Origin of the sequence: Aeromonas sp. DSM 116730, from assembly GCF_046581335.1 — a bacterium.
Taxonomy (GTDB): Bacteria; Pseudomonadota; Gammaproteobacteria; order Enterobacterales; family Aeromonadaceae; genus Aeromonas; species Aeromonas rivipollensis.
The window spans coordinates 3,476,508-3,495,216 of the sequence record NZ_CP144265.1 but is presented as its reverse complement, the minus strand read 5'-3'; the positions used below and the strand labels follow the sequence as shown (position 1 = coordinate 3,495,216).

General features: G+C 64.0%; 17 protein-coding genes. 12 read left to right on the top strand and 5 right to left on the bottom strand.

Features of this window, described 5'->3' with window-relative positions; genetic code table 11:
• Positions 1-6 precede the first annotated feature (6 nt).
• The 3 genes from torD to torC all read right to left on the bottom strand — a co-directional run bounded on the left by torD (position 7) and on the right by torC (position 4,458).
• Positions 7-675: a molecular chaperone TorD gene (torD, locus tag Aeroheme_RS15970; protein ID WP_163154286.1), complete on the bottom strand. Its 669-nt coding sequence runs from the start codon at positions 673-675 to the stop codon at positions 7-9.
• A gap of 99 nt (positions 676-774) precedes the next feature.
• Positions 775-3,267, bottom strand: coding sequence for a trimethylamine-N-oxide reductase TorA (gene torA / locus Aeroheme_RS15965; RefSeq protein WP_411166180.1), 2,493 nt, complete (start codon positions 3,265-3,267; stop codon positions 775-777).
• Between the two features lie 27 nt (positions 3,268-3,294).
• Entirely contained in the window at positions 3,295-4,458 is a 1,164-nt protein-coding gene (gene torC, locus Aeroheme_RS15960) for a pentaheme c-type cytochrome TorC (protein WP_106887642.1), read from the bottom strand.
• Between the two features lie 151 nt (positions 4,459-4,609).
• Here torC and torR point away from each other — a divergent pair, with 151 nt between their 5' ends.
• On the top strand, positions 4,610-5,323 hold the full coding sequence (gene torR, locus Aeroheme_RS15955; protein WP_411166179.1) for a two-component system response regulator TorR: 714 nt from the start codon (positions 4,610-4,612) through the stop codon (positions 5,321-5,323).
• A gap of 14 nt (positions 5,324-5,337) precedes the next feature.
• Here torR and torT read toward each other — a convergent pair whose 3' ends face one another.
• The gene (gene torT / locus Aeroheme_RS15950; RefSeq protein ID WP_411166178.1) at positions 5,338-6,390 is read right to left on the bottom strand and encodes a TMAO reductase system periplasmic protein TorT; all 1,053 of its coding nucleotides are present in this window, start codon (positions 6,388-6,390) and stop codon (positions 5,338-5,340) included.
• 70 nt (positions 6,391-6,460) lie between these two features.
• On the opposite strand from torT, the gene torS reads away from it, so the two are divergent.
• The gene (gene torS, locus Aeroheme_RS15945) at positions 6,461-9,289 is read left to right on the top strand and encodes a TMAO reductase system sensor histidine kinase/response regulator TorS (protein WP_411166177.1); all 2,829 of its coding nucleotides are present in this window, start codon (positions 6,461-6,463) and stop codon (positions 9,287-9,289) included.
• A 3-nt stretch (positions 9,290-9,292) separates the two neighbouring features.
• Here torS and Aeroheme_RS15940 read toward each other — a convergent pair whose 3' ends face one another.
• Entirely contained in the window at positions 9,293-9,619 is a 327-nt protein-coding gene (locus Aeroheme_RS15940) for a hypothetical protein (protein ID WP_139746384.1), read from the bottom strand.
• A gap of 433 nt (positions 9,620-10,052) precedes the next feature.
• On the opposite strand from Aeroheme_RS15940, the gene glyA reads away from it, so the two are divergent.
• From glyA to Aeroheme_RS15890, 10 genes are all read left to right on the top strand, one after another.
• Entirely contained in the window at positions 10,053-11,306 is a 1,254-nt protein-coding gene (glyA, locus tag Aeroheme_RS15935; protein ID WP_106887638.1) for a serine hydroxymethyltransferase, read from the top strand.
• 122 nt (positions 11,307-11,428) lie between these two features.
• Entirely contained in the window at positions 11,429-11,857 is a 429-nt protein-coding gene (locus tag Aeroheme_RS15930; RefSeq protein ID WP_411166176.1) for a hypothetical protein, read from the top strand.
• Positions 11,858-12,003: 146 nt separating this feature from the next.
• Positions 12,004-12,453, top strand: a complete 450-nt coding sequence (nrdR, locus tag Aeroheme_RS15925) for a transcriptional regulator NrdR (RefSeq protein WP_025326027.1) — start codon at positions 12,004-12,006, stop codon at positions 12,451-12,453.
• Positions 12,454-12,641: 188 nt separating this feature from the next.
• The gene (gene ribD, locus Aeroheme_RS15920; RefSeq protein WP_411166175.1) at positions 12,642-13,751 is read left to right on the top strand and encodes a bifunctional diaminohydroxyphosphoribosylaminopyrimidine deaminase/5-amino-6-(5-phosphoribosylamino)uracil reductase RibD; all 1,110 of its coding nucleotides are present in this window, start codon (positions 12,642-12,644) and stop codon (positions 13,749-13,751) included.
• A gap of 54 nt (positions 13,752-13,805) precedes the next feature.
• Positions 13,806-14,459, top strand: coding sequence for a riboflavin synthase (locus Aeroheme_RS15915; protein ID WP_394294165.1), 654 nt, complete (start codon positions 13,806-13,808; stop codon positions 14,457-14,459).
• Between the two features lie 142 nt (positions 14,460-14,601).
• On the top strand, positions 14,602-15,711 hold the full coding sequence (gene ribBA / locus Aeroheme_RS15910) for a bifunctional 3,4-dihydroxy-2-butanone-4-phosphate synthase/GTP cyclohydrolase II (protein ID WP_106887634.1): 1,110 nt from the start codon (positions 14,602-14,604) through the stop codon (positions 15,709-15,711).
• A gap of 293 nt (positions 15,712-16,004) precedes the next feature.
• On the top strand, positions 16,005-16,475 hold the full coding sequence (gene ribE, locus Aeroheme_RS15905; protein ID WP_106887633.1) for a 6,7-dimethyl-8-ribityllumazine synthase: 471 nt from the start codon (positions 16,005-16,007) through the stop codon (positions 16,473-16,475).
• 14 nt (positions 16,476-16,489) lie between these two features.
• Entirely contained in the window at positions 16,490-16,903 is a 414-nt protein-coding gene (gene nusB / locus Aeroheme_RS15900; protein ID WP_025326032.1) for a transcription antitermination factor NusB, read from the top strand.
• A 201-nt stretch (positions 16,904-17,104) separates the two neighbouring features.
• The gene (gene thiL, locus Aeroheme_RS15895; protein ID WP_234567509.1) at positions 17,105-18,064 is read left to right on the top strand and encodes a thiamine-phosphate kinase; all 960 of its coding nucleotides are present in this window, start codon (positions 17,105-17,107) and stop codon (positions 18,062-18,064) included.
• Positions 18,061-18,549, top strand: coding sequence for a phosphatidylglycerophosphatase A (locus Aeroheme_RS15890; protein ID WP_163136398.1), 489 nt, complete (start codon positions 18,061-18,063; stop codon positions 18,547-18,549). The genes thiL and Aeroheme_RS15890 overlap by 4 nt, the downstream gene beginning before the upstream one ends.
• Positions 18,550-18,709 lie beyond the last annotated feature (160 nt).

The following is an 18,709-nucleotide window of genomic DNA, read 5'->3' as shown; positions in this document are numbered from 1 at the left end:
CGAGGCTTAGTCGGCGGACTGCGCCGGCTTGACCAGGCTGAGGTAGTTGGCATCCATGGTGAGGAAGACCCCCAGCAGCCGGGCGCTGGCGCCGTAGAAGCCAAACTGGTCGGCGGCGCGGCAGGCGGCCTCGAAGCGCGGGAACCAGGCCAGCAGATGTTCGTGCAGCAAGGCTTCCTGCTCCCCGAGCCAGCTCTCCCGCTGGGCGGCCGTGGTCGCTTCCGCCGCGTGTATGATAAGGTTGCCCATCAGATCCAGCTCTATGGCCAGGTGATCGGCGGGCTCCTTGTACTTGTCGCTGACATTGATGCCGAGGCGATCGAGGCGGGCCTGCATCTCGGCCATGGGGGCCTGCATCAGCAGCTTGGCATCGCCCCGGTAGAGGGACTCGTAGGGCAGGGCCCCCTGCTTGGGATCGACCAGGAAGAGGCCGGCAAAATCGGCCGCCAGTTCGAGCTGGCGATCGGTGCGCACCAGCAGGCGGGCGATGGCGTCGTTGAGCTCGGCCACTGCCTCGCGCATGGGATCCAGAGTGGAGAGGCTTTTCAGGAAGCTTCGCACGTCATAGGTGTCATATTCGGCGATCTGCTCATCACTGAGTTCGGCGGCAAACAGGGTGGAGAACCACCAGTAGAGTTGGGCCCGGCGTTCGCTGGTAGCCATAAATTCCTGCATTTTTCCTCCGTGGATGGCAATCGGGAGCCTTGATGGCTCCCGATTCTAACGACTTTAAAAATAAAGGAAACTCAAGGGGGCGCTTTCGTCCCCCCTGGGTCAGAGTGCCGGGAACATGGGGTCTATGCCCTTGGCCGACTCAGGTGCGCCGAAGGCGGTGACGGCGGGCGCCTGCCCACTGAACTTCTCGATCTCCACCAGTGCTGTGTGGGCCGTGGTGGCCTGCGCCAGGCTGGAGGAGCCGATGTCGGCGGTCAGTACGTTGGGATCTCCATAGGTACAAAGGGTGCCGACCTTGCCGCCCTCTTGCGGGCCATACCAGGCCCCCTCCTGGATCCTGACGACGCCGGGGGCGTAGTCCTCGCTCACCACCAGACCGGCCAGTACCTGACCACGACCGTTGAACACCCGCACCAGATCCCCGTCCTTGAGGCCGCGGGAGTTGGCATCCTGGGGATTCATGTAGACGGGCTCGCGACCCTGCACAGTGTAAGTGGCGCGGTAATTATCGGAGGAGCAGAGCTGGCTGTGCAGCCGCTTGTCCGGGTGGCAGGATTGCAGGTGCAGAGGATACTGCTTGCTACCCGGCCCGCCGTGGGAGCGCTCATAGGGTTCGATCCAGACCGGGTGGCCCGGGCAATCCCCATAGCCGTAGTCGGCTATGGTCTTGGAGTAGATCTCGATAAGGCCAGAGGGGGTACCGAGGGGTTCCAGATCCGGCTCCTGACGGAACGAAGCGTGGCGCACCCAGGGTTGGCCAGCCGGGAAGCTGACGAAGCCTTCGCCGTGCCAGAACTGGCTGAAACGGGGCAGACGGATGCCGATGCCGCGACCCTGCAGGCGGGCGTCGTCATAGATGCTCTGGATCCACTCCAGCTTGCTCTTGCCGCCGGTAAACTCGGCCTCGCGACCGAAGCGACGGCAGAGATCGGCGAAGATGTCGTAGTCATCGCGCGCCTCGAACAGCGGCTCCACCACCTTGTACATGGCCAGAATGCCGGCGTTGGAGTGGGAGCCCCACTGCTCGATGTCGTCCCGCTCATAGGTGGTGGTGGCAGGCAGCACTATGTCGGCAAAGCGGCAGCTGGCAGTCCACTGGTGATCGATGCTGACCACGGTTTCCAGCTTGCGCCAGGCCGCCACCATCTTGTTGCGATCCTGCTGGTGGTGGAAGGGGTTGTTGCCGCAGAACACCGCCATCTTCATGTGGGGGTAGGTGATGGTCTGGCCGTTGAAGGCGATCTGTTTGCCCGGATTGAGGATGCAGTCGACGAAACGGGCCACCGGAATGTATTTGGAGTAGCCCTTCCAGTCGCCGTCATGGAGCGGCTTGACCCCGGGAATGACAGAGCTGAAACCGGACATGATGGGGCCGCTGGAGGTGATGGTGCCTGCGCCGTTGTAGTGCCAGCCAAAGCCGTAACCGCCCCCCGGCAGGCCGATCTGGCCAATCATCGAGGCCAGTACCACCAGCATCCAGGCGTACTGTTCGCCGTGGTGCATGCGCTGCACGCACCAGCCACCGATGAGCTGGGTGCGGCCACTGCTCATGGCGCGGGCCAGCTCGCGTATGGTCTCGGCAGGGACGCCACAGATGGCGGCTGCCCACTCGGCATCTTTCACCTGACCGTCGCTGGTGCCCAGCAGGTAGGGCAGGAACTTGTCAAAACCTGTGGTGTAGTTCTTGAGGAAGGCCTCGTCGTGACGCTTCTCGCTGTAGAGGGTGTGGGCTATGCCCAGCATCAGCGGCACATCGGTCTGCGGATTCAGGGTTATCTGATCGCAATTGAGGTACTTCTGGGTCTTGGATTTGACCGGATCGACACTGATGACCCGGATCTCGCCCTTGGCCACCTTCTCTTTGAGCTCTGCCCAGTAGTCGTAGACGCTGTGATCCGGCACCAGCCAGCCCACCTGCAAGTTCTTGATGGGGTCAGAGCCCCAGATGACTATGGTCTTGCTGTGCTCCAGCACCAGCGGCCAGGAGGTCTGCTGCTCATACACCTCCATGGCCCCCGCCACGTGGGGCAGGATCACCTGGGCGGCGCCGGTGGAATAGTCACCTGCCTTGGCCAGATAGGTGCCGTGCAGGTTCATGGCGCGCCCCAGCATGGCGCCGGCGGAGTGCAGCTTGCCCACCGACTGCCAGCCGGAGTGACCGGCATAGAGGGCGCTCGGGCCATGGGTTTTCTGCACCCGCTCCAGCTCGTGATAGAAGAAGTCCAGCGCCTGGGACCAGGTCACCCGCACGAAGCGGTTCTGGCCGCGCTCGCTGGTATCGGACTGGTGGCCCTTGCGCAGCCAGTCCAGCCGCACCATGGGGTAGCGGATGCGGGAGGGGTTGTAGACCACTTCACTCAAGGCCTTGAGCATCTCTGTGGGGTGTTTGTCATGCTCGAACGGCAGGGTCTCGACCCAGCGGCCATCGACGACCCGGGCACGGAAGGCGCCCCAGTGGGAGCCGGACTGCACCAGCTTGTCGCCGGACTCGGCGGCCATCACGGCGCGACCGAGCAGGGAGGGGCCGATCAGGGCAGAGACACCACTGGCCAGCAAGCCACCCAGAAAACCACGACGGGAAATGTTGATCATCTTGTTATTCCTCTTTCGAATCCGGACTTAGTGGCTGCCCTGACCGCCGGTGTCGGCGGCATGGTTTTGCAGGTACTTGAGCAGGGTGCGCTCCTCTTCCTTGCTGAGGCGGTAGTAGGCAGACATCGCCTTGAGCCCCGAGATCCAGCCGTTGGCGGTGAAGTGAGCTGGGTCCGGCGCGCCGTGGCAGGAGTTGCAGGTGGACTTGTACATCTCGCCGGCGTAATCCCAGATGGGCTTGAGGGAGGGCTCGAGCCCCTTGCCATCGACCCAGGCCTGCACCTGCACCTGCTCCCACTGGATATGGGTGGCGCTGTCGGTCTCCTGCTTGAGGACTTTCTCGTTCGCTTTCAGCTCGTCACGGACTGTGGCCACGAAGACCCGCTTGCCCATGTATTCGCTCAGCACCCGCCCCTTGCCTTCGCGCTCGCGCCAGCCCTCTATGGTCACCTTGAGGCGATCGCCGCTGCGGGCAATGACGTCGATGCGGGAGGCGGGCAGCAGCTTGCCGACGGGATCCGTGCTCTGCTCGCTGGCATAGAGGTCTTTTTCACCCAGGGTGTAGAGGGTGTCGCCGGTCGGCGCCTGCTGGGCTTCGCTGGCCAGGGTGGCGTAGGTGGCCCTGAAGCCCCCCGCCATGTTGGGCAGCTCGTGGGCTATGCCCTTGTGGCACTCGATGCAGTTCATGTTCTTAGCTGCGGCATCCTTCATGGCCAGGGCGGCGGCGGGGGATTGCTTGGCGTGATCCATGTTGTCGTAGCTGTGGCAGGACTTGCAGGTCTTGGAGTTCTGGCTGCTCATCCGGGCCCACACCTTCTCGGCCAGGTGCAGGCGCCTGTCCTCGAACTTCTCCTGGGTGTCGATGCTGTGGCCTATGTACTCCTGATAGAGGTCATTGGCCGCCTCCATCTTGCGGGCCACCTTGCCGACAAAGTCCTTCGGCTGGTGACAGTCGGTGCAGACAGCCTGGACGCCGGAGGCATTCTTGAAGTGGATGGACTCCTTGTACTCCGGATAGACGGTGTCCTTCATGGAGTGGCAGGAGATGCAGAACTCGAGGCTGCTGGTCTTCTCGAAGCCGTAATGCAGGCCGACGGTACCGGCCAGGGTGACCCCGACGCCGGCCAGAACCAGCGCCAGCACCGACCAGCGGCGGCTGGGTGTGCGCAGGAAGTGCCACAGTTTTTTCATAGCTGTCTCTCATCATCATGACTTTTTGATGAGGGCCATGATAGGGAGAGGCTGTGAACAGGGTTGCCGCCACAAATTAACGAAATAGGGGTATTTATGACAAAATGTGAATAGAATAATCCTCCCTTGTCGACCTTCGTGAACCCTGCCCATGAGCTACCACATTCTGGTTGTTGAAGATGATGCGGTTACCCGCGAGAAGCTGACCGGCTATTTCGAGCGGGAGGGCTATCGGGTGACGGCGGTGGAAAATGGCCAGGAGATGCGGGCCGTGCTGGCACAGCAGGAGGTGGATCTGGTGATGCTGGACATCAACCTGCCGGGGGAGGATGGCCTGCTGCTGACCCGCGAGCTGAGGGCGCGCAGCACTGTCGGGATCATTCTGGTCACCGGCCGCAGCGATGCGGTGGACCGGATAGTCGGCCTGGAGATGGGGGCCGATGACTATGTCACCAAGCCGTTCGAGCTGCGGGAGTTGCTGGTGCGGGTCAAGAACCTGCTGTGGCGGATCTCGTTGGCGGCGCCTGCCACCCGGGTCGCCGAGCCCCTCGACGACGCTGTCTATTTCGGCCCCTGGCGCTTTGATATTCCCCGCCGCCAGCTCAGCAAGGACGGGGTGGCGGTGCGCCTGACCAAGGCCGAATACGAGGTGCTGGTGGCCTTCGTCGCCCACCCCGGGCGGGTGCTGAGCCGGGAGCGGATCCTGACCCTCATCAGCCACCGTGGCGATGGCCCGAGCGATCGCACCATAGACGTGCTGATCCGGCGGCTGCGGGGCAAGATGGAGCTGGATCCCCGGGATCCCCAGCTCTTTGTCACCGTCCACGGGGAAGGCTATCTGTTTGCCGGCGAGCTGGCCCCCTGAGTCAGCTGGCGGGGCTAATGGTCTGCGGGGGCGGCCCCGACCCGGTAGACGGGGCGAAAAGCCCCATCGGAGAGGGAGTCGCCGGTGTCGGCCAGGGGCCCATCCAGGGTCAGAATGGGTGGCCCCATCACTCGCGGGCACTGCTGCTCGCCCGCCTCGGGATGCTGTAGCAGGCAGACGGCCTGGGCCACGGCGAGGCGGCCCTGCAGCCGCATCTGATCGCTGTTGGCCGCCAGCATCTTGCCTCGCAGCAGGCCGCGCTGCACCCCATGACTGAAGTAGGTACTCAGCACTTGGGGCCTGTCGAGATGGCGCTGCGCCAGCTCGTTGACCGCCACTTCGGCGGCAATAGCCCCCCCCACCAGATAGTCGAGGTCCGGGTGGCGGGCCAGGGTCTGCTGCACCAGGGTGCGCTGGATCTCGCGGCTGTTGTCGCCGCGGGCGGTGGTCACCAGCTTGATGGCGCTCCCCCGGATGGCATCGCCAAAGCCGGGCTCGACCACGTTGTTGCCACCGCTGCTCTTGGGGCCCGGGAACAGGGCCACCGAGACGGGTTGGCTGCCCGCCGGGTGACGCAGTGCCAGCCAGTGCCCCATCTGCCAGCCCATCTGATACCAGGAGACGCCCACCTTGGCCTGCACCAGGCCAGCGGGCAGATCGTTGACCAGGCCGAAGACCGGCAGCGGGCTGGCGGTGATTGCCTCCCTCAGTCCCTCATGACTCACGGCGCCGAGCAGGATGGCGTCGCTCCCCTCCCTCAGGCACTGCTGCAACTGCTGGCGCTGCTCGGCCAGGGCACCGTAGCCTCCCGCCTCGTGGATCCGCAAGCTGACCCCCAGCCGTGTCGCCTCTTCCACCATGCCCTGATTGACCGACAGCCAGTAGGCGTCCCGCAGATGGGGATAGAGGGCGCACAGGGTCAGGGGTTTGGTTGCGGCAGCGGGTTCCGGCCACTGCTGGCGCACCGGCTGGCCGCTGAAATCGCCACCGGGCCAGTGATCCACCTCGAAGGCGAGCAGGGGGCCAGGGAGCAGCATGAGCAACAGGGAGAGATAGACGCTTCGCATGACCCGGGGTTTTGTTAAAGTGTGGGCCCACATTATCCGGTCAAAGCCGACCACAACCAAGGTGCTGAGCGTGAGAATCTTTTCCGGCCTGGGGGGCAGGCTGCTGCTGGCCTTCTCCCTGATGGCGCTGCTGACCCTGAGCGCCTCCCTGCTCGGGTGGATTGGGCTCACCCACCTGCGCCAGCTGGAGCAGGGGGTGCAGCAGACCCTGGCCGATCAGGAGCGGGCCCGTACCCTGGCGCGCCTGAGCGGCGAGATCCAGAGCGCCTCCCATCTGCTGGCCACGGCGACCAGCGAGGCGGAACGGGAGCATCAGGGGCGCTTGCTCACCCTGCAGGGGCAGCAGATGCAGCGCCTGCTGGCCCAGCTCGGCGGTGAGGGGGAGAGGCAGGTGCAGGAGCAGATCCATCCCCTGAGCCAGGCCATCATAGGGAACCTGGGGCAGCAGGGCTGGCTGGTGGGGGAGCGCCTGACCCTGATGGCGCAGGGTGACGCCCTGCGCGCTCGCCTGGTGGCCGCGGCCGGCGAGGTGGCTGAGCTTGCCCGCAGCCAGATGGAGAATGCCGAAACCGTGATGGTGGCGGGACTCGGCTCCCTCTACCCCTTGCAGGGGCGCGCCGCCGCCGCGGCGATAGACAGGTTGCTGGAGCAGGATCTCGACTGGCTGGAGCAGATGACTGAGCTGCGTCACAGGACCCTGATGCAGCAGCAGCGGATCGAGGGGATCTGGCGTGGCGAGCGGCAGGATCGCTTGCAGGCGCTGTTGCGGGATGGGCAGCGGGAGCTGGCGATCTTGCAGCTGCGCGCAGGGGCTGTGACGGACCCGGCGCGCCGCCAGGGGGTGGAGCAGGCGCTGACCGTGCTGGCGCAGAGCGACAAGCTGGTGCAGCTGCGCAGCGACTGGCTCGGCAAGGGGGAGGCGCTGCGGGTGCTGGCCAGCGCCAATGAGGCCTTGATGAGCAGCCTCAACCAGCAGGTGGATGACCTGGTCAACCGTGCCCGCGACTCCCTGGGGGAGAGTCAGCAGGCCCTGAGCCAGCGTCTCAAGCTGCTGGAGCAGGCCCTGATGGGGATAGGCTTGCTCACCCTGGTGCTGCTGATGCTGTTGATGTGGCGCATGGTCTACGGCCGCATCGTCTGGCCGCTGCAACACGCGGTGGCGGGGATGAGCCGGTTGGCGCGAGGGGATCTGGCCCCCCTGGACCCGATCGTCGGGGCGGGTAGTGACGAGCTGGCGGAGCTGGGGCGTGCCCTGCAGGTGTTTCGTGACAACGCGGTCGAGCTGGGTCGCTACCAGCGGGAGCTGGAGTCACGGGTGGTGGAGCGCACCCGCCAGCTCAGCCATGCCAACCTGCGCCTCAACGAAGAGGTGGAGAACCAGCGCCTGGCCCGCGCCGAGGCGGAGCAGGCCAATAGGGCCAAGTCGGTCTTCCTCGCCACCATGAGTCACGAAATTCGCACCCCCATGAACGGCATTCTGGGGGGCCTGACCCTGCTGGAGGATACCCATCTCAGCGAGACCCAGCGGCGCTATCTGGCCGCCATAGAGCACAGCGGCGAATCCCTGCTGGAGATCCTCAACGACATCCTCGACTACTCCAAGATTGAGGCGGGCCACCTGGAGGCGCGCCGGGAACCCTTCCCGCTGCATCAGCTGGTGGATGAGCTGAGCGCTCTGTTCAGGCCCAAGGCAGAGGCCAGAGGAGTGGCCCTGGTGCTGGAATACGCCCCCACTTTGCCCCCCGTGGTGGAAGGGGATCTGGGCAAGCTGCGCCAGGTGCTCGGGAACCTCTTGGGCAACGCGGTCAAGTTCACCGCCAGGGGGCGGATCTGCCTCGAGGTGAGCCCCCTCCCATGCGGTGGCCCCTGCGCCGAGCCCTGCATCCTGTTCGTGGTGAGCGATACCGGCCCCGGCATTCCGGAGCATGAGCAGGAGGCGGTGTTCGAGGCGTTCCGCCAGCGCAAGCGGGACATGGGGCACCAGGGGGGCACAGGGCTCGGGCTTGCCATCAGCCGCAAGCTGGTGGCCGCCATGGGGGGCGAGCTGTGCCTCGCCAGCCGGCCCGGGGAGGGTTGCCGCTTCAGCTTCAGCCTGCCCCTGCAACGCTCGGCCGCCCAGTTGCCGGCCACGGCCCAGCCGCTGCATCTCGGCCAGCCTCGCGACATCCTGCTGGTGGAGGACAACGAGATCAACCGACTGGTGGCGCAGGGCATGCTGGTGCGCCTAGGCCACAGTGTCACCCTGGCGGAAGACGGGCGCTCGGCCCTGGCGCGGGTGACAGAGCGGGGTTTCGATCTGGCGCTGCTCGACATCAATCTGCCGGACATGGATGGCCTGACCCTACGCGAGGATCTGGCCGCCATCAGCGAGGAGGTGCATGAGCGCCCCCTGCCTGCCATCGCCATCTCGGCCCAGATGTATCCCGAAGATATCCGTCTCTGCCTGGAGGCGGGCTTTGCGGACTTTGTCGGCAAACCGGTGCGCCTGGCGGCGCTGGCCAGCGCCATAGACCGGCAGTTCCAGGGAGAGACAACGCAGGCCCCGCCGGGCGCGAGGGAGGGCGCCGTCAGCCCGCCCGCCCCCCAGGCCGCCAACCCAGTGCTGGACGCGGATCTGGCCTTGCTCGGCAGCCAGCGCATCCGTCAGCTCATCGGATTGTTTGAATCCCAGGGGGCGGCCCTGGTGGCCGCGCTGGTGCGGTGCGAGGGGGAGGAGCGCAAGGGGATGGCCCACAAGCTCAAGGGCAGTGCCCTGGCACTCGGGCTGGATGACTTTGCCGCGCAGTGCGCCACCCTGGAGGCGGGGGAGGGTGATCCAGCGGGGCTGGCCGGGGAGTTCGATGCGGCGGTGGCGACACTCAAGGCGTGGCAGGAGAGGCAGCTGTCGGCCCCGGCATGATCCTCAGCCTGGCCTGCTGCCGACGGTTTCTCCGCCGCTTTCTTCCTGCTCCTCGTCTCTATAGAGCGCCTGCTTGCAGCGGGGGCAGATGTGCTGGCGCCGGTAGTCGGCCTGGTGCACCACCCCCACCTCGAGCTGCTGATGGTGGCCGCAATGGATGCAGAAGATGATATCGCCATCGACGGCCTCGGGGTGGGCCGCCAGGTACTGCGTCCGGGTGGGCAGCGCCTCCCAGCTGGTGGTGCAGGCGCCCTTGCGACTGCCGGTGTAGTAGACCCAATAGAAGATGGCAAAGACAGCGACAATCACAAACAGCATCAGATGATCCATGGTGGAGTTCCCCCTTGTGGTGAGAGAGGCAAATGCAGGGCTCTGGTATGACCCTGTGCGCCAAAGGGCCCTGCCGTTGCCAGCCCATGGCCGCTCGCCAGGCTTCGCAACCGCTGTGCTGTCTAAAGATGTTATCTGTTAGTAAATGCTATATCCATGATCTGGCTCTGGTTTTTGCCCTTCACTGGGGAAGACTCGGAGGGTGAGCCAGGCAGGAGCATCGGGCGCCTGAGGAGGGGCTGAGCCGGCGCAGGGCGCATGGGGCCCGCGAGAGGCAAGGGGGAAGAGGGGCGTCCGGCTTCGAAAATTGCGACGTATTTTACATTTTATAAACAAGTTTTTGGGTGGTTGGACTGTCTCTTTGATCCAGCTCACGTTACAATGCGCGGGCCCACTTCACCTATCGCGCAAACGATTTTCAGGAGATAAACGGATGTTGAAACGTGACATGACCATCGCCGGCTATGATCCAGAGCTGTGGCAGGCCATCACAGACGAAACCCGTCGTCAGGAAGAACATATCGAGCTGATCGCGTCTGAGAACTACACCAGCCCCCGCGTCATGGAAGCCCAAGGCTCCCAGTTGACCAACAAGTACGCTGAAGGCTATCCGGCCAAGCGTTACTACGGCGGTTGCGAGTACGTCGACGTGGTCGAAACCCTGGCCATCGAGCGCGCCAAGGAACTGTTTGGTGCCACCTATGCCAACGTGCAGCCGCACTCCGGCTCCCAGGCCAACAGCGCCGTCTACATGGCCCTGCTGCAGCCGGGCGACACAGTGCTGGGCATGAACCTGGCCCACGGTGGTCACCTGACCCACGGCTCCCCCGTCAACTTCTCCGGCAAGCTGTACAACATCATCCCCTACGGCATCGATGAGTCCGGCAAGATCGACTATGACGAGATGGAGCGCCTGGCCGTCGAGCACAAGCCGAAGATGATGATCGGTGGCTTCTCCGCCTACTCCGGCATTGTCGACTGGGCCCGCATGCGCGAAATCGCCGACAAGATCGGTGCTTACCTGTTCGTCGACATGGCTCACGTGGCCGGTCTGATTGCCGCAGGCGTCTACCCGAACCCGGTGCCCCACGCCCACGTGGTCACCTCCACCACCCACAAGACCCTGGCCGGTCCCCGTGGTGGTCTGATCCTCTCCGCCGCTGATGACGAAGATCTCTACAAGAAGCTGAACTCCGCCGTCTTCCCGGGTGGTCAGGGTGGCCCGCTGATGCACGTCATCGCCGGCAAGGCCGTGGCCTTCAAGGAAGCGCTGGAGCCAGGGTTCAAGACCTATCAGGCCCAGGTCGTGAAAAACGCCAAGGCCATGGCTGCGACCTTCATGGAGCGCGGCTACAAGATCGTCTCCGGCGGTACCGACAACCATCTCATGCTGGTTGACCTGATCGGCCGCGAGCTGACCGGTAAAGAAGCCGATGCCGCCCTTGGCAAGGCCAACATCACTGTCAACAAGAACTCGGTGCCGAACGACCCGCGTTCCCCCTTCGTCACCTCGGGTGTGCGGATCGGTACCCCGGCCATCACCCGCCGTGGTTTCAAGGAAGCCGAGTCCATCGAGCTGACCAACTGGATCTGCGACGTGCTGGACAACCACGACAACGACGCCGTGCTGGCCACTGTTCGCGAGAAGGTGCTGGACATCTGCCGCCGTTTCCCTGTCTATGCCTGATCGGCCAGACAGTCTGGTTTGAGACCAATGCCACCTGCGGGTGGCATTGTTTTTTCTATCGCGGCCCATGGGCTGTGCACTGATGCAACAGTCCGTGTTTAACAACTGCAAGAGGAGGCATGATGACCAGTCAGATCCGGATCGCCGACGAGGAGGCTATCTCGTCCATACGCCCCCAGTATCACTTTCGCCCGGTGCCCGAGGGGCTGCTGGCGTGGGATGTGCGCCGACTGGTGAGGCTGAGCCGTGAGCTGCCGGTGCAAGCTGTGCCGCTCTCGCAGATTGCCGAACTGGACAGCGTGCACTGGTACGGGCATGGCAGCGTGAAACCCACTGTGCGCAGCATCATAGAACACTGCCAGCTGATGCTGGCCGCCGATCTCGCCTATCCCATCATACTGGACAGTGCCGGACGGGTGATGGATGGCATGCACAGGGTGAGCAAGGCCCTGATGCAAGGGGCTACCCAGATAGGGGCGGTACAGTTTGAGCAAGATCCGGCTCCCGACTATGTGGATTGCGATCCGGATCTGTTGCCCTACGACGACTGAGCCTGCGCCATTTCAGCCCCAATGCCACCTGCGGGTGGCATTGTTTTTTCTGGGCTTTTACCGGCTTTGGATGGCCGTGCTACACTGGCCGGCCAAGATCCTGACCCTGCGGGGCAGGTGCCTTTTCCGTTAACGCCGGAGGTCAGATGCATTGCCCTTTCTGTAGTGCCGTTGATACCAAGGTGATCGACTCCCGTCTGGTGGCAGAAGGCCATCAGGTGCGCCGCCGTCGTGAATGCCTGCTCTGCCACGAGCGCTTCACCACCTTCGAGATGGCCGAGCTGGTGATGCCCCGTGTCATCAAGTCCAACGGCTCCCGCGAGCCCTTCAATGAAGACAAGCTGCGGGCCGGCATACTGCGGGCCCTGGAGAAGCGGCCGGTGAGCATGGAGGCCATCGAAAAAGGGGTCAACCACATCAAGTCCCGGCTGCGTGCCACCGGCGAGCGCGAAGTCGCCTCCCAGCTGGTGGGCAACCTGGTGATGGATGAGCTCAAGAGCCTGGACAAGGTGGCCTATATCCGCTTCGCCTCCGTCTATCGCAGCTTCGAGGACATCCGCGAGTTTGGCGAAGAGATCGCCAAGCTGGAGAAGTAATGCTATCGGGTGGGCAAGGTGATATCCGCTTCGTTTCCACCTATCGCAGCTTCGAGGACATCCGCCTTGTTTATGACAAGAAGCGGTGAAGAGATCGCCAAGCTGGAGAAATAAGCTTCCCAATGTCCGATTACGCTGCGCTAATCGAACCTACAACGCCAATTTTCTCGCTTTGAACGGGAGCCCAGATGTTTAGTCAAGATGATTACCAATGGATGAGTCGGGCCCTCGAACTGGCCCGCCGCGGCCGCTATACCACGGCCCCCAATCCCTGTGTCGGCGCCGTGCTGGTGAAGGCCGGCGTTGTGGTGGGGGAGGGCTGGCACCAGCGTGCCGGTGAACCCCATGCCGAGGTCTATGCTCTGCATGCCGCCGGGGAAGAGGCCCGCGGCGCCACCGCCTATGTGACCCTGGAGCCCTGCTCCCACCACGGTCGCACCCCTCCCTGCGCCGAGGCGCTGATCAAGGCCGGGGTGACCCGGGTGGTGGCGGCCATGGTGGATCCCAATCCCCAGGTGGGGGGACGCGGCCTGCGCATGCTCTCCGAGGCGGGCATCAAGACCGACTTCGGCCTGCTCAGCGCCGAGGCCGAGGCCCTCAACCCGGGTTTCTTCAAGCGGATGCGCACCGCCTTCCCGCAGGTGACGGTCAAGCTCGGTGCCAGCCTCGACGGCCGCACCGCCATGGCGAGTGGCGAGAGCCAGTGGATCACCTCCCCGGAGGCGCGCCGCGACGTGCAGCGGCTGCGTGCCCGCCACGATGCCGTGCTCTCCAGCGCCGAGACTGTGCTGGCCGACGGCGCCTCCCTCAACGTGCGCTGGGACGAGCTGCCAGCCTCGGTCAAGGCAAGCTATCCCAGGGAGACCCTGCGCCAGCCGCTGCGGGTCATCGTCGATTCCCAGAACCGGCTCACCCCTGACCTGCCCCTGTTCCAGAGCGATAGCCCCGTGCTGCTGGCCCGTCACAAGGTAGACGGGGACTGGCCTGCCTGGGTGCAGCAGCTGACCCTGCCGCTGCTGGATGGCAAGCTGGATCTGGTGAGCCTCTTCATGCTGCTGGCCAAGCAGAACATCAACTCTGTGCTGGTGGAGGCGGGCCCAAGGCTGTGCGGCGCCCTGCTGGCCAAGGGGCTGGTGGACGAGCTGGTGCTCTATCAGGCCCCCAAGCTGCTGGGGGATGAGGGGCGTGGCCTGTTCCACCTGCCGGAGTTGACCAAGCTGTTCCAGGCCCCCAAGCTCCAGCTCAAGGATGTGCGTCTGGTGGGGCAGGACATTCGCATCACAGCGAAAATTGCCTGATTTTTCACTGTCTATCGGGGCCGGTTCGGCCCCGTCATCATCAAGGTGATCTGCATGTTTACCGGAATTATCGAAGCCATGGGCACCCTGGCCGCCCTGCGCCGCCAGGGGGATGACATGGCCCTCACCGTCCATGCGCCGACCCTGGACTTTGGCGACGTCAAGCTGGGCGACTCCATCGCCACCAACGGCGTCTGCCTGACGGTGGTGGCCCTGGGGGACAAGAGCTACACCGCGGACGTTTCCCTTGAGACCCTCGCTCGCACCGGTTTTGCCGAGGCCAAGGTGGGGGATCCGGTGAATCTCGAGAAGGCGCTGATGCCGAGCTCCCGCCTCGGCGGCCACCTGGTCTCGGGCCATGTGGATGGCATAGGCGAGGTGAAGAGCAAGTCCAGCAGCGGCCGCGCCATCGAGTACTGGATCCAGGCGCCACAGGAACTTTCTCGCTACATAGCCGAGAAGGGGTCTATTGCGGTGGATGGTATCAGTCTGACGGTCAACGCCGTGCAGGGGGATCTCTTTCGCCTGACCATAGTGCCCCACACCGCCCAGGAGACCACCATAGCTCGCTGGAAACCGGGCCACAGGGTGAACCTGGAGGTGGATCAAATCGCCCGCTATCTGGAGCGGCTGATGCAGGGCAGGGCGCAGGAGCAGGGCGGATCCAGTCTGACTCTGGAGACCCTGGCCCGATCCGGGTTTATCTGACAGGCAGGCGAGCGGGCAAAATACGGTTCTGTGATCCCGCTCCGATTGAAATGGGGCCCCGCGCCCCCATCTAGCACACAATGATGCAGTATCAAGCCGAGCCGGCAGGCTCAATTCCCCAAGCATGTTGATGGAGTAGCCCATGGCGCTGAGCACAACCCAGGAAATCATTGCCGATATCAAGGCGGGCAAGATGGTGATCCTGATGGATGACGAAGACAGGGAGAACGAAGGGGACCTCATCATGGCCGCCTCCTGTGTCCGTCCGGAGGATATCAACTTCATGGCCCGTTACGGCAGGGGCTTGATCTGCCTGACCCTGACCCGGGATCGCTGCAAGCAGCTGGCGCTGCCGCTGATGGTGGACAGGAACAACGCCCAGTTCTCCACCGCCTTCACCGTGACCATAGAAGCGGCCGAGGGGGTGACCACCGGCATCTCCGCCGCCGACCGCGCCGTCACCGTACAGGCCGCCGTCGCACCGAACGCCAAGGCAGCCGATCTGGTGCAGCCTGGCCACATCTTCCCGCTGATGGCCCAGGATGGCGGCGTGCTGACCCGTGCCGGCCATACAGAAGCGGGCTGCGATCTGGCCCGTCTGGCCGGTTACGAGGCGGCCTCCGTCATCGTCGAGATCCTCAACGAGGATGGGAGCATGGCGCGCCGTCCCGACCTTGAGATCTTCGCCGAGCAGCACGGCATCAAGCTCGGCACCATCGCCGACCTCATCGAGTATCGCAACCAGCATGAGACCACGGTGGAGAAGGTGGCCGAGTGCAAGCTGCCCACCGAGTTCGGGGAGTTTGATCTGGTCACCTTCCGCGACACCATAGACAACCAAGTACACTTCGCCCTCAAGAAAGGCGAGGTGAAAGCCGACCAGCCGACCCTGGTGCGGGTCCATCTGCACGACGTGCTGAGCGATCTGCTGCTGACGGATCGCCACAGCGCCCGCAGCTGGCCGCTGCCCAAATCCATGGCCCGCATCGCCGAAGAGGGCGGTGTGCTGGTGATCCTGGGGGCCGAAGCCCAGGGCGCCGAGCTGCTGGCCCGGGTCAAAGGCTTTGAAGCCGCCGACAAGGGGCTGGCCCCGGAAGGGGCCAAGTGGCAAGGTACCTCGCGCCGGGTCGGCGTGGGCTCCCAGATCCTCAAGGCGCTCGGGGTCGGCAAGATGCGCCTCTTGAGCTCGCCGAAGAAATACCATGCCCTAGGCGGTTTCGGCCTTGAGGTGGTGGAGTACGTCGGCGAGTAAACGCCCTGGTACTCGCTTGACGAAATACCATCCTCGTCAGCGGCTTCAGCCTGGAAGTGGTGGAGTACGTCGGCGAGTAAGCGCCCTGGTACTCGCTAGATGAAGTACACCACCCTCTTACAGCGGCTTCGGCCTTGAGGTGTTGGAATACGTCGGCGAACAAGTCCCTGATGGCTTGAATGACTATCATGGCCGCACGTTGCGGCCATGGTTTTTTGTCGCGGCTCTGTTGTGCTAGAATGCGTGCACTTTTGGCCCCGGCCCCTATTGATTGCACAGAGACAGGATTTCCAATGAAGATTATCGAAGGGAATATCGCCGCTCCCGAGGCGCGTGTTGCTATTGTCGTTGCCCGTTTCAACAGCTTCATCAATGACAGCCTGGTGAACGGCGCGCTGGACGTGCTGAAGCGTCAAGGCCAGGTCCAGGACAGCAATCTCACCCTGGTGCGTGTGCCGGGTGCCGTCGAAATTCCCCTGGCAGCCAAGAAGCTGGCCAAGAGCGGTCAATACGACGCCATAGTCGCGCTCGGTACCGTCATCCGTGGCGGCACCTATCACTTCGAACTGGTGGCGAGCGAGAACGGCAAGGGGCTGGCCCAGGTGATGATGGAGTATGAAATTCCCGTCGCCTTCGGCGTACTGACCACTGAAAATATTGAACAAGCCATCGAGCGCGCCGGTACCAAGGCGGGTAACAAGGGTGCAGAGGCTGCACTGAGCGCGCTCGAAATGATCAACGTCCTGAAACAGCTGGACGTGTAACGAGGAGAAGTACATTGAAACCGTCCGAGCGCCGTAAGGCCCGCCATTGCGCCACCCAAGCCATCTACCAGTGGCAGATGACCCAGGCCAACGTGGGCGACATCGAAGAGCAGTTCAAGATCGATCAGGACACCAAGGGTGTGGACCTGAGCTATTTCCGCGATCTGCTGTTCGGGGTAGCGGTCCACTGCAACGAGCTGGACAAGGTGTTCTCACCTTTCCTCTCCCGTCCGCTGGAAGAAGTGGACATGGTGGACAAGGCGATCCTGCGTCTGGCGACCTACGAGCTGACCCGTCGTGATGATGTGCCGCCGCGCGTGGTGATCAACGAAGCGATCGAACTGGCCAAAGCCTTCGCCGCCGATGACAGCCACAAGTTTGTCAACGGTGTACTGGACAAGGTGATCAAGACGCTGCCCAAGCGTTGATCCCGCCGTCCATCAGCATTCAGTGCTGATAGATGCTCTGTCGCGAGAAGTCGTCAGCAAGGTGAAGGGCTGCGCAGGGGCCGGAGTGTATAGAGATACATGAGGAGCCCGAGCAGCAGATGAGCCTTGATCACTATGTCGCAGCAAGCGCATCAACAGCATCTAAGAGAGGAGCCAGCTTAACCGCTGGCTTTTTACTGTATGGGTGAATTTGAGCTGATTGAGAAGTACTTCAAGGTCCCCCACGCCCGCAAGGACGTGGTGATGGGCCCAGGGGATGACTGCGCCCTGCTGACCCTGCCCGCCGATACCCAACTGGCGGTGAGCACCGATACCCTGGTGAGCGGCGTGCACTTCTTCCCGGACATGGATCCGGTGGATCTGGGCTACAAGGCGCTGGCGGTCAACCTCTCCGATCTCGCCGCCATGGGGGCCGAGCCGCGCTGGGTCTCCCTGGCGCTGACCCTGCCCGCCGTCAACGAGGCCTGGGTCGCGGGCTTTGCGGAAGGGTTCCTCGAGCTCGCCGAATATTACAATGTGGCCCTGGTGGGGGGGGACATGACCCGCGGGCCACTCTCCATCACCGTTTCGGTGAAGGGATCCGTGCCGACCGGCCGTGCCCTGATGCGCAGCGGCGCCAGGGTAGGGGACGGCATCTATGTCACCGGCACCCTGGGGGATGCGGCCCTGGCCCTCTCCCATCTGCTGGGCAAACGCACCCTCAACGAGAACCAGCTAGCGGCCGTGCTGCCCAGGCTCGATCATCCCCATCCCCGCATCCTGGCCGGTCAGGCCTTGCGCGGGCTGGCGAGCAGCGCGCTGGATCTCTCCGACGGCCTGGCTTCCGATCTCGGTCATATCCTCAAGGCGTCCGGTGTGCGGGCCCAGATAGATCTGGACCTGCTGCCCCTCTCGCCCGTGTTGCAGGACGCCGTGCCCGCACGGGATGCCTGGCAACTGGCGCTGGCCGGTGGCGATGACTACGAGCTCTGCTTCACTGTGCCACAGGAGCATCACGGTGCCCTGGACACGGCGCTGGCCAACTGTGGCGTCAGGTTCACCCGCATCGGCCGCATCCAGGCCGGCGACCCCGGCATCGACTATGTGCAGGATGAGCAGCCGGTCGAGCTTCATCTCAAGGGCTGGGATCACTTCGCATGAGCTTTTTCAAGATAAGGCCCGAGCTGAACAGCCTGAGCCTGAAGAACCCGCTCCACTGCCTGGCGCTGGGCTTTGGTGCCGGTCTCTCTCCCAGGGCGCCGGGCACCATGGGGACCCTGGTGGCCATTCCGCTCTACCTGCTGGTGAGCGGCCTGCCGACCCCCTGGTTCATCGCCCTGCTGGCGGTGGGGTTCGTGGCTGGTATTCGCATCTGTCAGGCGGCCACCGATGCCATCGGCATGCCGGATCACGGTGCCATCGTCTGGGACGAGGTGATAGGCTTCGGCGTCACCATGATTGCCGCTCCGGCTGGCTGGGAGTGGGTGCTGGCCGGCTTCGTGCTGTTCCGGCTGTTCGACGTGCTCAAGCCCTGGCCCATCTCCTGGTTCGATCGCCGTATCCATGGCGGGCTCGGCATCATGCTGGATGATCTCATCGCCGGTCTGTTCGCCCTGCTCTGCATGCAGTTGCTGGCCCGCTGGTAAGGCGGGGTCGGCGGTCGCGGTGGGCTCGGCATCATGCTGGATGACCTCATCGCCGGTCTGTTCGCCCTGTTCTGCATGCAGTTGCTGGCTCGCTGGTAAGGCGGGGTCGGCGGTCGCGGCGGGCTCGGCCCTCGATGCCGCGCAGTGTCATCCTCTGTCT